The 15511-nt window shown below is 46.2% G+C and carries 17 protein-coding genes; 13 read left to right on the plus strand and 4 right to left on the minus strand.

The annotated features are described in order from the left end of the window. Positions 1-87: 87 nt before the first annotated feature. From QZT18_RS18060 to QZT18_RS18085, 6 genes are all read left to right on the plus strand, one after another. Positions 88-456, plus strand: coding sequence for a nuclear transport factor 2 family protein (locus QZT18_RS18060; protein WP_294150097.1), 369 nt, complete (start codon positions 88-90; stop codon positions 454-456). A gap of 56 nt (positions 457-512) precedes the next feature. Then, positions 513-1433: a hypothetical protein gene (locus QZT18_RS18065; RefSeq protein ID WP_294150099.1), complete on the plus strand. Its 921-nt coding sequence runs from the start codon at positions 513-515 to the stop codon at positions 1431-1433. Positions 1434-1539: 106 nt separating this feature from the next. Further along, positions 1540-2088: a GNAT family N-acetyltransferase gene (locus QZT18_RS18070; RefSeq protein ID WP_294150101.1), complete on the plus strand. Its 549-nt coding sequence runs from the start codon at positions 1540-1542 to the stop codon at positions 2086-2088. 111 nt (positions 2089-2199) lie between these two features. Further along, on the plus strand, positions 2200-2862 hold the full coding sequence (locus tag QZT18_RS18075; protein ID WP_294150103.1) for a YHYH domain-containing protein: 663 nt from the start codon (positions 2200-2202) through the stop codon (positions 2860-2862). 308 nt (positions 2863-3170) lie between these two features. Next, positions 3171-3590, plus strand: coding sequence for a YjdF family protein (locus QZT18_RS18080; protein WP_294150105.1), 420 nt, complete (start codon positions 3171-3173; stop codon positions 3588-3590). A gap of 642 nt (positions 3591-4232) precedes the next feature. Then, a complete protein-coding gene (locus QZT18_RS18085; protein ID WP_294150107.1) occupies positions 4233-5402 on the plus strand; it encodes a serpin family protein in 1170 nt (389 codons plus the stop codon). 41 nt (positions 5403-5443) lie between these two features. Here the strand turns inward: QZT18_RS18085 and proC are convergent, their stop codons facing one another. Beyond that, entirely contained in the window at positions 5444-6244 is an 801-nt protein-coding gene (gene proC, locus QZT18_RS18090) for a pyrroline-5-carboxylate reductase (RefSeq protein ID WP_294150109.1), read from the minus strand. A 186-nt stretch (positions 6245-6430) separates the two neighbouring features. Here proC and QZT18_RS18095 point away from each other — a divergent pair, with 186 nt between their 5' ends. From QZT18_RS18095 to QZT18_RS18120, 6 genes are all read left to right on the plus strand, one after another. Continuing rightward, a complete protein-coding gene (locus QZT18_RS18095; RefSeq protein ID WP_294150111.1) occupies positions 6431-6730 on the plus strand; it encodes an ATP-dependent Clp protease adaptor ClpS in 300 nt (99 codons plus the stop codon). 40 nt (positions 6731-6770) lie between these two features. After that, positions 6771-9218, plus strand: coding sequence for an AAA family ATPase (locus tag QZT18_RS18100; RefSeq protein ID WP_294150113.1), 2448 nt, complete (start codon positions 6771-6773; stop codon positions 9216-9218). A 5-nt stretch (positions 9219-9223) separates the two neighbouring features. Beyond that, positions 9224-9886, plus strand: coding sequence for a leucyl/phenylalanyl-tRNA--protein transferase (gene aat, locus QZT18_RS18105; protein ID WP_294150115.1), 663 nt, complete (start codon positions 9224-9226; stop codon positions 9884-9886). After that, on the plus strand, positions 9876-11363 hold the full coding sequence (fliB, locus tag QZT18_RS18110) for a flagellin lysine-N-methylase (RefSeq protein ID WP_294150117.1): 1488 nt from the start codon (positions 9876-9878) through the stop codon (positions 11361-11363). Before aat ends, fliB begins: the two co-directional genes overlap by 11 nt. A 63-nt stretch (positions 11364-11426) precedes the next feature. Beyond that, positions 11427-11771: a TIGR04076 family protein gene (locus QZT18_RS18115; RefSeq protein ID WP_294150120.1), complete on the plus strand. Its 345-nt coding sequence runs from the start codon at positions 11427-11429 to the stop codon at positions 11769-11771. Between the two features lie 24 nt (positions 11772-11795). After that, positions 11796-12233 carry a C-GCAxxG-C-C family protein gene (locus QZT18_RS18120; protein ID WP_294150122.1) on the plus strand — a complete coding sequence of 146 codons (438 nt, stop codon included), beginning with the start codon at positions 11796-11798 and terminating at the stop codon, positions 12231-12233. Between the two features lie 11 nt (positions 12234-12244). Here the strand turns inward: QZT18_RS18120 and QZT18_RS18125 are convergent, their stop codons facing one another. The 3 genes from QZT18_RS18125 to QZT18_RS18135 all read right to left on the minus strand — a co-directional run bounded on the left by QZT18_RS18125 (position 12245) and on the right by QZT18_RS18135 (position 14005). Next, on the minus strand, positions 12245-12940 hold the full coding sequence (locus QZT18_RS18125) for a carboxylesterase (protein WP_294150125.1): 696 nt from the start codon (positions 12938-12940) through the stop codon (positions 12245-12247). A 272-nt stretch (positions 12941-13212) separates the two neighbouring features. Then, on the minus strand, positions 13213-13434 hold the full coding sequence (locus QZT18_RS18130; protein ID WP_294150127.1) for a hypothetical protein: 222 nt from the start codon (positions 13432-13434) through the stop codon (positions 13213-13215). 157 nt (positions 13435-13591) lie between these two features. Continuing rightward, complete coding sequence (locus QZT18_RS18135; RefSeq protein ID WP_294150129.1) at positions 13592-14005, minus strand: hypothetical protein; 414 nt, start codon at positions 14003-14005, stop codon at positions 13592-13594. A 334-nt stretch (positions 14006-14339) separates the two neighbouring features. Here QZT18_RS18135 and QZT18_RS18140 point away from each other — a divergent pair, with 334 nt between their 5' ends. Further along, positions 14340-15044 (plus strand): CPBP family intramembrane glutamic endopeptidase, encoded by a 705-nt coding sequence (locus tag QZT18_RS18140; RefSeq protein ID WP_294150131.1) that lies wholly within the window; start codon positions 14340-14342, stop codon positions 15042-15044. The last annotated feature ends 467 nt before the right edge of the window (positions 15045-15511 follow it).

The raw sequence follows: 15511 nt of genomic DNA on the forward strand, positions 1-15511 counted from the left end.
GCACGGTATATTGTGATAATCACTATACCGTGCTGCATTTTGCTTTTATCTCTGCTATAATGGCATCAGGAATAATTGAGGTGAAGTATGAAAAAAGATACGGTTTTGAAATTTGCAGAAGCGATAAACAGACAGGATTTACCGTGCATTATTGAAATGATGTCGGAGGATTTTTATTTCATAGACACCTATGGCGGTAAAGCGGATAAGGAGCAGATGAAAACAGGCTGGCAGGGGTATTTTGATTGGTTTCCTGATTATCATATTGAAGTAGAGGATTACCTTGAAAATGAAAAGTTTGCAGTGATAATCGGAAAGGCCGGCGCATCGTATCTGGGGGACGGAAGCAGGCATTGGGAATTTCCATCCTGCTGGAAAGTGGTGGTTAAGGAAAGTCGGATTCAGCTCTGGCAGGTTTTTTGTGATTCCAAAAAACAGTTGGATTCCATGCAATAACCCGGCGGGCAGGACTAAATTTTGCAGGATGATATTTATAGAAGAAAGGTGATAATATGGAGCGGGTTTACTATAAACAGTTAATAGAGGGAGCGGCGATTCCAGCCATTATTCATAACAGCAGTTATTTTCTGATACAGATGGCAGTGTATGAGAATGGAACCGTAAGCTGCTGGCACAAAAGCGATTTGCAACAGTTTCGGAGCGATTTGGAAAAGGGCTGGGTCGTACCTTCGGTACCGGTGGATACGGAACTTTCCATAAACAATCTGGGCTGTTTCCCAATCCGAGAGGCCCGTTGGCTCTATAACAGGGAGGAATACTATCACCGCGTGGAAGAGGTGGTGCGTTCTCTTAATCCGGAGATGACAAATCTGTACCGGATGGCTCAGTGGGAGAAAGATAAATGGGAGAAAGCGCGCGTCCGGTGGACGGCCGACCCGACTCCCTGTAAATTAAAACCGGGCTGGTGTTATACCCTGATTGACGGGGACAGCGGCTATATTTTCTACCGGCAGCAAGGCAGGCTGCATCTCACTTCACTCACCGCTTATGCGGACAAGACGGTCCGGCTGGGTTTAGTAAGTGACCGGTCCTACACTATGGAAGAGATAGAGGGGCTTTTTGTACAGAAGATCCTCTCTACATCCCCTGAAGGTGAGGAATGGGTAGAAATCGACGGTTTAGGAAACGTGTTGTTAGCGCCGCCCGAATATGGTGCGCTTCCGGTGGAAGAGAAGCAGAAAGAAATCAATGATACAATGGCCGGGCTGTCGGGGGAGAAGGATTCTTTAGACCGCTGCAAGCGCGCTCACTATCAATACCTGACCGATCCGAACGACTGGACGCGGGAAGAATTGAGGAAAGCCTATGAGGCGGTTCCGGAACATCAGCGGATGTTTCTTGGAGATATGGATACGAGAGATAGTGATTTTATCCGTATTCTTTACTCACCAGGTGTAAAGCGGGAAGTTTAGGGAATTGCGTTATATCTTGCAGGCCATCCGGTGCGAAGAGGATATGAATGACGGGACAGAATAGACGGATGGGACAAAATAGACAGAAGTAAGGAAGAAACTTGTTATGATAGAAACAGAAAGATTGATTATGCGGCCATTTAATAAGGATGATTTTGATATTATTATGGGTCTTTATTCGAATGAAGAAATCATGAGATATATGCCAAATGACGTTATGGACGCAGAAAAAGCCCAAACGCATTTAAACAAAGTTGCAGGTGACTGGGGAGAGGAACCGCAGGTGAATTTTGAAATGGCGGTAATTTTAAAGGAGAATCAGGAAAAGATTGGCCGTTCCAGAATTCATTTGGATTATGAAACCGATACGGCAATGGTCGGCTGGCTGCTGTTGAAGAAGGAATGGGGAAAAGGTTATGCGTCGGAAATGACGTGTGCATTAATCGATTATAGTTTCGATGCATTAAAGGTGCATAGAGTCTGCGCTTTATGCCACCCGGAGAATATTGCTTCATGGAAAGCTCTGGAAAAATGCGGCATGCGCAGGGAAGCGTATTATAGGCAGAAATGCAGATATGTAAAGAACGGCAATATAATATGGGAGGACGAATTGGAATATGCTGTGCTAAAAACGGAAAGAGAGATTCTGCATTAAGAAGTCAATAAAAATAAAAGTTGTATTATTGAAGGCATTCATGGCTTATGGGCCGGGGCATATTGCTAAATAATTACGGCGGCGGTATAATGATGCAGGAGGGGAGATAAAATGAAAAAGAATTTAAAAAGGGTAATTGTTTTCATCGCGGCATTGGTGATTGGAGTATCGCCTGCGGCCGGAAGTGCCGGCAGTCCATTCGTGATTACTGCCGAAGCCCATTCGGGAAGAACGGATTCCAGTGGAGGGCATCATGACTATAAGAACAAAAGCGGTTTGGAAAGCTATCATTACCATTGCGGTGGATATCCTGCCCATTTACATACAAACGGAGTATGTCCCTATAAGAGCGGCGGAACCACCGGTTCGAATCAGGGAAGTACCGCCTCGTCAGGCAGCGGTGCGGTAAATAATACGGCCCCGGCATTACTTGAGCCGACTGCAGCCGCCGAACCGACGGATACATTGGGATGGAAGATGGATACTGCCGGATGGTGGTACAAAGACAGTGAAACAACGTATAAAAAAGATGGCGTATATTATATTGACGGTTACTATTATCGATTTGATTCAGAAGGATACATGCTTACAGGATGGCAGGAGATAGACGATGATTGGTACTACTTTGACGGGAGCGGACATATGCTCATCAATCAATGTGTATTAATTGATGATTCATACTGTTACTTCGATAAAAACGGCAAATGGGATGAAGAGTATTATGACAGCTATGCGGAATACGAAGAGATGTACGATGATAGCTGGGATTACTAATCGAATATATGTTTAGGCATGAAGGGAGTGTTGCAGAATGTGCGGCACTCCCATTTTTATACGGCGGGAAAGATCTCAGATGGAACCGGCCTTTATGCATGGAGGAACCGGTCCGAAATACGTATGCGTTACATTACCTAGATTACTTGAAAAATGAAGGAGAGTGAGTTAAAATAAAAAGATAAATTAAATAGTACAAAGATAAAAACACAGTCCCGGCCGGTAGTCCGGGCGCAGTATTATAAATCTGTCAGTAACCTGCCTCCTCGGTTGTCCATTCTTTGTTATGAAAGAGAGGAGTATTTTCTATGCAGGAAAATAAGAGCAGACTGACAGTGTTTTACGACGGGACTTTCTGGATTGGGATTTATGAGCGTATTTCAAAGAATGAACTGGAAGCATGTAAAATCACGTTTGGAGCCGAGCCAAAGGATTATGAGGTGTATGAATTTCTTTTGAAGAACTGGGCGGGGCTGAAGTTCAGTCCAACGGTAAGCGCCGGTGAAAAGCAGGAAAAGAAGATTAATCCGAAGCGGATGAAACGGCTTGTAAAAAAAGAGCTTGATTCACACGGAACAGGAACAAAATCTCAACAGGCCCTGCAGCTTCAGCGGGAAGAAAATAAGATTGTCCGTAACAGGAAGAGCCGCGAACAGAAAGAGGAAGAAAAAGAACGTCACTTCGAACTGAAGCAGCAGAAAAAGAAGGAAAAGCACAGGGGCAGATAATTCAGCCAACAACGAAATGCACGCTTTTCGAAGTTTTCATTGCCGCTCAATAAAGCAAGAGAAGCACAGGGAAGAAATTCCCTTGTGCTTCTCTTGCTTTTTCTGAAAATATGGGGGATATAAATGCTTTTCAGAAATCTATATAAAGTTTAATTATTGTTAGTCGAAGCCAACGACAGTGTGCGCGCTGTTTTTAATCATTGGCCTCATTTATTTGATACGATAATCATAACTGGTAATTGTGACCAATATTTGACCAATGTATAAAAAGAATCTAAAGCATTCTTACGAAAAAAGGAAGGATTTAGCAAGTTTGTTCCAATGACCTGGTTTTGGCATTTTTTGGCCGGTGAGTGGATATGCCTGTGATTTTTTAGTATAATGGAATTATCAGATCAAGATGGAGTAGGGCGATGTTTTTGGGGACGGAGGGCTGATTGCGGGTGTGGCTGTCCAGATGTGCCTGGGAGATACATAGGGGGGATACGGATGAAGAAACGAATGAAGGTACAAATGAAAACGCAAATGACAGGGAGAACGAAGAAACGAATGACAGCGGCTCTGCTGTGTCTTACCCTGGCGGTTACGGCTCAGTTTTCGCTTACCGGGTGCAGCGGGCAGGAAAAGATTCAGTCTGAGGCAATGATGAAAGGAATCAAACCGAATACGGTTGTGACAAGTATGCCGCTTGATGGTGAGCAGAGGATTGCAGTTGCAGATTTTGGCGTCCAATTGTTCCAGGAGAGTCAAGTAAATGGGAAAAACATTTTGATATCACCCGTGTCGGTTCTCTGTGCGCTTGGAATGACGGCAAATGGAGCGCATGGAAATACGCTTTCACAGATGGAAGAAGTTTTCGGCATGCCGATTGGGGAGTTGAATGAGTATTTATACACGTATGTTAAAAATCTGCCGATAGGGAAAAAATACAAGCTTAAAATAGCAAATTCCATTTGGCTTAAGGAAGCTGTCACTGGGTTTAAACGGGATTTTTTACAGTTAAATGCTGATTATTACAAAGGAGATATTTACACCTTTTCTTCTGAGGATCCGATTATACAGGATATTAATCTTTGGGTTAGTGAACAGACGGATGGGATGATAAAGGACATTCTGGATAATAGTGCTTCCGGAGGAGACGTTTTTCTGGTAAATGCCCTGGCCTTTAATTCCGTATGGGAGGAAATCTACAGAGAAAACCAGGTTAAAAACGGGGTGTTTACAACGGAGGATGGAAAAAAACAAGATGTTATAATGATGTATTCCCCCGAGGGTATATATTTGGAGGATGAGAAAGCAGAAGGATTTATCAAATATTATGCTGACCAGAAGTATGCGTTTGCCGCATTGCTTCCGGAAAAAGGGGTATCTGTATCAGAGTATGTTTCAACCATCACGGGAAGGCGGCTGATGGATATTTTGGATCATGGGCAGAGGATTGCCGTAAGTGCAGCAATTCCTATGTTTGAAACAGAATATCGTGTAGAGATGCAGGATATTTTAATGGAAATGGGAATGAAGGACGCTTTTAACGCTACAACAGCAGATTTTTCTGAAATGTATGATCTTGAAGAGAACCATTTTAATCGATTTGCAATCCAAAATGTTGTGCATCAGACTTATTTTTCCATTGATGAGGAGAAGACGAAGGCAGGAGCTGCAACCGTTGTTGTGGAAACAACATCCTGCCTTGATACGTTCGAGCCCGAAGAGGGGAAAGAAGTCTATCTCGATCGTCCTTTTCTTTATATGATTATTGATTGTGAGACAAAACTGCCTGTATTTATCGGAACACTGATGGATGCAGAATAATATAGCCGGAGTGACGGCAGAAACCCGCGCGTTGCGCGCGGTTACTGCGTTACAGGTCCTTCGACGGCATCAATAGCATCGATCACGGCAGCGCGGAGACCGCTGCGCTCCAGGGCGGCAACGCCCCTGATGGTAGTACCGCCGGGGGAGCAGACGGCATCCTTCATAGCGCCCGGATGTTCCCCTGTTTCTAACTGAAGCTTTCCGGTTCCCGCTATCATCTGGGCGGCCAGACTGTAAGCGGTGGTTCTTGTGAGACCGTGCATCACCGCAGCGTCGGCCAGGGCCTCCATGAACACGCTGGCAAAGGCAGGGCCGCATCCGCTGACGGTTCCTGCAATGGAAAGCTGGCTTGTCTCAACAAACTGCATCAGGGCAATACGGGAGAAAAGTTCCTGTACCAGAGTTAATTCATCATCGGTCAGGGAGTGGCGGTTTTCGCAGATAAAGATACCCTCGCCGATTGCGACCGGAGTGTTGGGAATCGTGCTCAGATGGTGGGTTCCTGGCAGCAGGATTTCTTCATACTTTTCAAATGGGTAGCCCGCGGCTACGGAGATAACGATTCTTTCCTTCAGGATGTTCTTAATGGGAGAAGTTACTTCCTCTATCATGTAGGGTTTAACAGCCAGAACCACAATATCCGAATGTTCGGCCGTCTCTTCTGCGGTCCGGCAGGGAGTAATCCCTCTCTGCTTCGCGTTGCGGCACAGCTTTTCCCAGTTGGCGGCACAGGCGTAAATCTGTGACGGAGCGGTTACATTCTTACATAAAAGACCGTCGGCGATGGCCTGTGCCATGTTGCCGAAGCCGATAAAACCAATTTTTGCAGTAGATGCCATATTGATTACCTCTTTTCTTTTTAGTTTTCTGCTAATCAACTGTTACTAAATATACCATATCTCCCACTTTTTTTCCTGTCTTTTTTTATGCAAGTATATTATACTATATGAAACTGATGCTGTACCCGTCCGAAGGCCGGACTGCGGCGCAGCCGTGATAATATTAAGTAATGGAAGGTGTTTCAGATGTCAACCCAGGGAGAAGTAAAACAGCAGATAAAATCACAGGTCAGAGAACCCAAACGATACAGAGTTATCATGCACAACGATGACTATACCCCGATGGATTTTGTAGTCCAGGTCCTGATGGAGGTATTTAATAAGAGACAGGAAGAGGCTGTCATGCTGATGATGATGGTGCACAAGGGCGGTAAGGCCGTCGTGGGCACTTATTCTTATGACATTGCCCTGACAAAGATAAGAACAGTGACAGCTTTGGCCGAGGAGGAGGGGTATCCTTTCAGGCTGACGGTGGAAGAACAATAAGAAGACTCATGATTTGGACCCACGAAGGAGGCATCATAAAATGAGAGTGACAAAAGAAGTGGCGGATATATTAAACCTGACTTTTGATGTAGCGGTGCGGGAGCACCATGAATATGTAACTCCCGAACTGCTGTTATATGAGATTGCAGCCCAGGATACATTCCGGGAAGCTTTTGAAAACTGCGGAGGGGATACGGACATACTCAGGCAGAATCTGCGGAACTACCTGGAGCAGCATATGGCTGCGGGCAGTCTGGATGACGGCCCGGAGGAAGATGACGGCCCGGAAGATTCTGCGGCGGAAGAGCAGACATTTGATGAAGAGAGGCCGGAGATGACGGCCGGTTTTGAAAACGTGCTGATCCGCGCACAGGAGACGGCCGATAACTGCGGAAAAGATGCGGTGGAACTTTCCCATCTCGTATATGGTTTTTATTCTCTGGAGGAAAGCTATGCCATCTATTATATGGAAAGCCAGGGCGTGGGCAAGACGGCCCTTCTTCAGGAACTTTCGGAGATTTATGATGGGATTTATGAGCGGTATCAGGAGAGAAAAGCCCAGAAAGAACTTGAGAAAAACGGTTCCGGCCGCGGAAAGCAGGACTCTGGAAACGGCCGTGGAAAAAGTGCGGAAGATAAATCCGCCCGAGGCCGGGGAGAGGCGGAGCCGTCCGGAACCGGTGATGAATCCGGCGGGCAGGATGCGGGCGAAGCACAGGAAGGCCAGCCCGGCAAAAACAGCAGATGGCGTCGATATGTGACCTGTCTGAATGAGAACCTGGAAGGGGTAAATCCCCTGATTGGCCGCGAGGATGAACTGGAACGTACCATGCAGATCCTGTGCCGGAAGGAGAAAAACAACCCGCTTCATATCGGCGAACCGGGAGTCGGAAAGACCGCCATTGTCTATGGACTGGCACGGCTTTTAGAGGAAGGAAAGGTGCCGGAACCGTTAAAAGGCGCCACGATTTTTACCCTGGATCTCGGAACCCTGCTGGCGGGAACCCAGTACAGGGGCGATTTTGAGAAACGATTCCGTGAGATTATGGACGGCGTCATGAAAGAAGAAAAACCAATCCTTTATATCGATGAAATCCATAATATCGTAGGCGCGGGAGCGGTGAACGGGGGCAGTTTCGATGTTTCCAATATGTTGAAGCCGTACCTTGCCGCGGGGGAAATCCGTTTTATCGGAGCCACCACTTATGAAGAGTATAAGAAACATTTTGAGAAGAGTAAGAGCCTTGTAAGACGGTTTCAGAACGTCGAGATTAAGGAACCGTCCGAAGAGGATACGGTGAAAATACTGGAGGGGCTGAAAAGGCACTATGAATCATATCACGGCGTCAAGTATGGCAAAGGCGTCCTGGAATATGCGGTGAAAATGAGCGCCAGATATATCAATGAACGTTATCTGCCGGACAAGGCCATCGACCTTATCGATGAGGCAGGTGCATACAGACGCCTCCACCCGCAGGAGCAGAAGACGCAGACCGTGGGGAAAGGGCTGATTGACGAGATACTGTCAAAGACCTGCCAGATTCCCAAACAGGTGGTGGAGAGTGACGAAGTGAAGAAACTGGCGACGCTGGACCGCAGGATTTCCACAAACGTATTCGGCCAGGACGAGGCCGTGGGACAGGTTGTGAATGCGGTCAAATTCTCACGGGCAGGGCTCCTCGAAGCGGGAAAACCGCTGGCCAGCCTGCTGTTCGTCGGCCCTACCGGCGTCGGCAAGACGGAGATTGCGAAAACGCTTGCACAGGAACTGGGAATCAAGCTAATCCGTTATGATATGAGTGAATACGAAGAAAAGCATGCCGTGGCAAAACTGATTGGAGCGCCCGCCGGGTATGTGGGATATGAGGAAGGCGGCCTTCTTACGGAGGAAATCAGAAAGAATCCCCATGCGGTGCTTCTGTTGGATGAGATCGAAAAGGCCCATCCCGACATTTACAATATCCTGCTCCAGGTGATGGACTATGCGACGCTGACCGATAACCAGGGAAGAAAAGCGGATTTTAGAAATATTATTTTGATTATGACCTCCAATGCAGGGGCCAGCCAGATAGGAAAATCCCAGATCGGTTTTGGCGAACGGACGGTGAAATCCGATATCATTATGGATGAGGTCAAGAAGACATTCCAGCCGGAATTCCGCAACAGGCTCAACCGGATTGTTGTCTTTAACGCAATGGACGACAGGATGGCGGCCGCAATTGTAGATAAAAAGCTGAGGGAGCTGGGAACGATGCTGGATGATAAAAAGGTTCAGTTTACCGTGACCGATGCAGCGAAAGCCCTCCTGAAACAGAAGGGAATCAGCCAGGAGTACGGAGCGAGGGAAATCGAGCGCGTGATCGGGAGCGAAATCAAACCGCTGCTGGTGGATGAAATCCTGTTCGGCAGCCTGAAGCGGGGCGGTGACTGTCTGTTGGATTGCAAAGACGGCGCTTTTACCATTAAGGCGGGAAAGAGGAAGGGTTAAAAGAGATGCCGGTATATCGTTTATCTGAAAAGGAAATCAGTTTTCCGGATCCGGTTCTTGCCGAGGACAACGGACTCCTGGCAGTTGGAGGCGATCTGTCGATGGAACGCCTCCTTCTTGCTTATATGTATGGTATTTTTCCATGGTATAATCCGGAAGATGAGATAATGTGGTGGTGCCCGAAGAAACGGTTTCTGATATTTCCGGGGGAGATTCATGTTTCACGTTCCATGAAAAAATATATGAAAAAGCATGATATCAAGCTCTGCCTGAACCGGGATTTCCGGGATACGATGCACCGCTGCAGGATGAAACGGGAAAATGCGGAGGGAACCTGGATTACGGATGAGATGGAAGAGGCTTATTACAGGCTGAACGAGAAGGGCTGGGCCGTCAGCGTGGAGGCCTTCGAGGACGGAAAACTGGCCGGAGGACTTTACGGTGTGTCCATCGGAAAATGTTTTTTTGGTGAGAGCATGTTCTCCGAGAAGGAGAACGGTTCCAAGACGGCCCTGATTGCCCTGGCGCAGATACTGGAAGAGAACGGGTTCCTGTTTATCGACTGCCAGTTTCATACGGAGCATCTTGAGAGCATGGGAGGAAGGTACGTCCCATGGGAGGAATACAATAAAATGCTGGAAGAGGGAACACACAGAAGTGAGTGGTAAAAACAGAACATTGGTACGCAAACCGGATTATTTTGACCGTTTCAGGTGTACGGCTTCGGCCTGCAGTGACAACTGCTGCATCGGCTGGGAAATTGACATTGATGAAAAGACGGCCGGGAGATATAAGAATGTCTCCGGGGAGCTGGGGAAAAAACTTCGGGAGATGATTTCATGGCTTGGAGGAGAAGAAATTCAGACGGAGGAAGTTCAGGCTGGAGAACCTCCGTCCGAGAGAAAATCTCCTTCCGATAGAGAACCTCCTCATTTTATTCTCCAGGGGGAGCGCTGTCCTTTTCTGGATCGGGACAACCTCTGCGAGATTATACGGGAATTGGGAGAAGAAAGTCTCTGTGATATCTGCAGGGAGCACCCGAGATATTACGAATGGTTTGACGGTCTGACCGAGAAGGGGGTGGGCCTGTGCTGTGAGGCGGCGGCAGGCCTTATCCTGGAATCTTCAAAGAAAGCAGAATTCGTGACGGAACTGGAAGAGCAGCAGGAATGCGAGCCGTCGCAGGAAGTGGGACCGTCGCAGGGAGTGGAGCCATTACAGGAAGGAAAGCAATGGGATCCTCTTCTTACCGGACTGCTGGCAGCGCGTGAAACAGCATTCCAATTGCTTCAGAACAGGGAAATTCCATTGAATGAAAGACTTGCCCTCTATCTGATGTTCTCCGAGGATATCCAGGACTATCTGAGCATGTACGCCGATTATCAGGAAACTCTGCCGCAGGAAGACGGCGGGGAAGCCGATACAGGGGGACAGGCCGGGGTACAGACCAGGGAACAGGCCGGGGCACAGACCAGGACAAAGACAGAAGTTCAGGCAGGAAGAGAGGCCAGAACGCAGACGGCGGAGCGGATCCGTGAGGTTGCGGAAGAATACGGGGATCCGGAATTTATCTCCGGACTTTTAAAAGACTGCAGGGAAGACGATGAAAGTGGGAGCGGTAACCAAAGCGGGGAAAATGAGAAAGGTGAACCGGAGCATTTACTCCCCGAAAAAGAAGGGAATATTGCGGTGACTGCCGACGGATACCGGACGATACTACAGTTTCTGCGCACGCTGGAGCCGGTTTCGGAACAGTGGCCGGAGCTTCTGGGACGCCTGGAGGGAGAACTTGAATCTGTTCTTGCTAAACAGGAGGAATTCTCAGCGTATTTTAAAGAACGGGAGTATCAGTATGAACATCTCGCCGTCTATTTTACATACCGGTATTATCTGAAATCCTGCTTTGACTGCGACCTCCTTTCCAGAGCCGTATTTACCGTGGTAAGCGTTCTGGTTATCAGACTGTTTGATATGGAAAAATATGCCGGGACGGGGCAAGTGACGGCGGAGGAGCAGATTGAAATCGTCCGGTATTATTCCAGGGAACTGGAGTATTCCCTTGAAAACCTGGAGGCATTTTCAGAAGAAGTCTGGGAGGGAGAAATGTTCGCGTTGGAAGAACTGCTGGAATTATTATTTACCTAACCGGCAGGAACTCCGGGCCGGAGGTCAGGATGGAAACAGGCAAATAGGAGAGGAGAATCCCATATGAGAAAAGTGAAAATAACAGTTTTAAAGACAACACTAGATGAACAACTGGCAAAAGAATATGGTGCAGAGGGCCTGTCGGCCTGTCCAATGCTCCGGGAGGGACAGATTTTTTACGCAGATTATGCAAAGCCGGAAGGATTCTGCGACGAGGCGTGGAAAGCCGTTTACCAGTATGCCTTTGCCCTGGCCCATGGCGCAGGGAATGAAGTGTTTTATTATGGTGACTGGATCAGAAAGCCGGGCGTGGCGATCTGCAGCTGCAACGACGGTCTGCGTCCTGTTATCTTTAAGCTGGAAGCCACCGACGAGGAATCCCGGATCGATTATGAGCCGGTGAGATAAGGAAACATACAGGGGAGATTACAGATGGAAAAAGCAGAATTGATTGGACAGAAAGTACATGAACTATACTGGCAGCATGATATCAACTGTGCCAGGACCACGCTGATTTGCCTGGCCGGATGCTTTGACGTTGTGCTGCAGGAGCAGACGCTTTCCTCAGCCATCGGACTGCATGGCGCGGGCGGTTACCGGGCGCAGTGCGGGCTCGTTGAAGGTTCTTTAATGTTTATCGGGATTTATGGCCGGATGAAGGGAAAAACAGACGGCGAAACGGCACAGTTATGCTATGAGTTTGCCGACTGTTTTATCGGAAAGTTTGGCTCCCTGAAATGCCGTGACTTAAGGCCGGGAGGATTCAGGGAAGATGATCCTCCCCATGCCTGTGAAACTTTAACGAGGGATGCGATTCTGTTCGCATACGAATTTGTCAAGAGCCGTTTTGAAGCGGAACCGGTCGGATAAGAAGCGGGATTTTATATCATTTTACCGGCCCACCCTGCCAGAACATCCAACTGCTCCGGTGTGTGGAACCAGTGCTCTCCATCCTCCATTACGGTGAGACCGGCGCCGAATTTTTCAGTGAAAGCATCCACGGTGTCCCGTCCGGTTAGATTATCTTTACCCGCATACAGGATTTCAGTCGGGACTTCCCATTTTGTCACAGGATGGTTTTTAGCATATTCCAGGTACTCCCACGACAGTGTCTCGCCAAAATTGGTGGGGATGGTCTGCTTTTCCCTGAGCTCGTCTTCAGAAACGGAGGCCCACATCATCATATTACGGATCAGCCGTTCCATATCGAGAACCGGTGAGATGAAAAGACATTTCTTAAACGGTATGTCCCGAAAGCTCATCATACTGAACCAGGCGCCGAGGCTGTTTGCCATCAGGGCAGTTTTCTTCCAATGCTGTCCAATATACTGCATAACGGTTTTCAGCTCGGGAACCGTATACCAGGGAAGAAAATGCTCCCCCTCTGCTTTGCGTTCCCCATGACCGGGCAGATCAATACCAAGCATCTGCCATCCCCTGGCTTCCGCCGTCGGGGCAAACCTGGCCGCTTCCTCTTTACAGCCGTTTTTACCATGGACAAAGAGGTACACATTGTCAGATGGTTTTCCGTAGAGAACGGCCGGTATTGTTTCAATTTTTATATTGATTGTTTCCATAATTTAATCTCCATATTGTAAATATTTCCCAAAAGGATACTGTGCACGGATCGTATCCCGCAAGACGCTTTCCTGCATATTGTGCACGAAAATCCCGAGTGACACGGCGCGAAACGGTGAAAAAGACGAGACAGACACTTTCATTGTAGATGACAGGATGAGGAAAGTCAATCCGGGAGGGCGGGCTGTTTTGTTTTATACGCTCTGTTGGCGTTGCTGCGAAAATGCCGTTGCCGCTGGGGCGGGCAACGACATTTATTGAACAATATCTGTCATAGAAAATCTTGAAAATAATTTAGCAATTTCTTCTTCTTTCTTATTTCTTCGGACTCTTTTTGTTTTTCTTCTTCATCAAGCTCTTGAACCACCTGTGCATTACCTGTCCCAGAGAGAGCTTCAAGTAGCTTGCGTATCTCATTTTGGGCTAGGGAACCCGAACCCAAGGACAGACTCACCATTAAGATGAAAAATAATTTATATATCTTTTTTTTCATTCATTTCTCCAATTCAATCTCTGCTTTTCTTCACTCTCATAATAAGTATGTGGCTTATACTCGTTATCTATTTGCATACAAAAAGAAAGCCATTGTTTGACTCTAAAAATGGCTTACAACCACCAGCACACTTGTAAGGATTTGAAAAGGAAGTGATTCAATCGTCCAGACGCACCTTCTGATTAATTAATGTCCATTCATCAGGCAATAATATAAATAAGGTCGAAAAGTAAAACAGAAAAACTATAATAAGAAAAAGAAGCAGGCTGAATCCTTTTGGGATAGCTGCAATTATAGGTATTGGACAGATATTCTGGGTTATAGTTTCAGTATGGGAATTATTTTTGCTTAAAAATGATGCCTTAAAATGGGAAGTATTATCACCGTCTTCATTGGAAACCATACTTTCAGAAATTGTCCACGTCTCAATTACAACTGTCTTATCTAATAATTCATAAAGACTATAATTATTACAAAAGAGCACATTCATAGTTAAGCCCATAGCAAAAAGAAGCATAATAAAAAAGATTAAAATACGAGACAGATGATTTTTCTTATTAATTATTTCCATTACAATTCCCTTCTTAGCTGCAGCTACGTTCAAATACCATAATTAAAACATAGCATAACGGCCAGCGAGCGTCAATGTTAAAATGGCCGGTTCCGCCGCCCTTGACAATTATCGCCCATTCTGTGTGGATTATACTCGCCACGCTGGTCACGCAGTAAATTTTTGAACCAGGCGCAGGCATTTTAAATGAGGGGTGTGTACGGGCTGAATTTATAATGTGCCGTTGAAAAGTTTGTATCTGTTTGCTATGATGTATTTGTGTTTTTTTATTCAGAATTAGTTTTCTTTTGCGTAGAAAATTTTAGAGGGCAGATTTTGAGATTATTTATGTAATATGAAGAAAGATACAGAGGAAAGAAAAGTGAACATCTTACAGTCTAAAAAATTAAGAACACTAATTGAAATTATTGCCTGCTTTTTTCTTATGTCAATAGTAGGCGCCATATTTAATAAGATAGCAGATATTTTGAACTCCGATGGACTTTGGGTTGGCATTCTGATATATCTCGTTTCTGCCATATTTATTATTCTCTATGTAGAGAAAATAGAAAAAAAACCGATTACTTACATTGGATTCAAGAAACCGGTTCCTTCTGATATTACAAAAGGATTACTGTTAGGACTTTGCATGTTTGCAGTGCAGCAAATACCTTTTCTTTTGATGGGAATAGACTATTCCGTCTTTGCAGCAGAGCCTGACTGGGGTAACACCGTTATCATGTCACTGTATTGCTTTTTGTGCGTGGGACTTACAGAAGAACTGATATTCAGAGGATTTATATTACGAAAAACCAAAGAACTATGCAATCGGAAAGTTATCATTGTGACTATTAATTGTGTGTTATTCTATGCCTTCCACTGGCCTCCTGTACGTTTTGTATTTGGTGAATTTTTTAATATTACTGTAAATACACTTTTCTTGTGCATCTATTTCTACAGGTCTAAAAATAAAAGTATTGTTCCGCTTATGATTGCTCATGGATTTTATGACATTTTGACGGCATATTTACTTCCTACTTTTCTCTACATAGTCAAATGAGCAATTTGTCGTGCACTGTTCCCGTTAGCTGCTTTCCGAGGGTAGCAAGATAATCCGTAAAAGCGATATCGCCCTGCTGATTTTAAAGTCAGCAGAGCGATATTTTTAGATATAAATCAATTCAGCCGTTATGATTTCATCAGTAATCATTTGTGCCTGTGTAAACAAAAAAATCACGGATCATCACGGGAACCTTGTTCCTGATTTTCCTGCTATTGGCGGTTATGGTAAAGACCGTCAACGTCCAGGCGGTTGTTAGAAAGGTAGAAACCCCGCCCCTCGCTCCCGGAGATGGGGAACAGTAACCCTGGCGTCATCGGTCGAGTCATCGGGGTGGGGAGGGAGGAGGGAGAAAAAGATTCCTATGGGAACATTGGAGTCCATCGGTACTTTGGCGTCGTATTATGACGCCTGTCGAGTAGATGTGCCCCTTACAGGGCACACCCCTCACAGAAATCCGGACGTGC

Origin of the sequence: uncultured Clostridium sp. (assembly GCF_900547735.1) — a bacterium.
In the GTDB taxonomy this organism is placed as follows: domain Bacteria; phylum Bacillota; class Clostridia; order Lachnospirales; family Lachnospiraceae; genus Otoolea.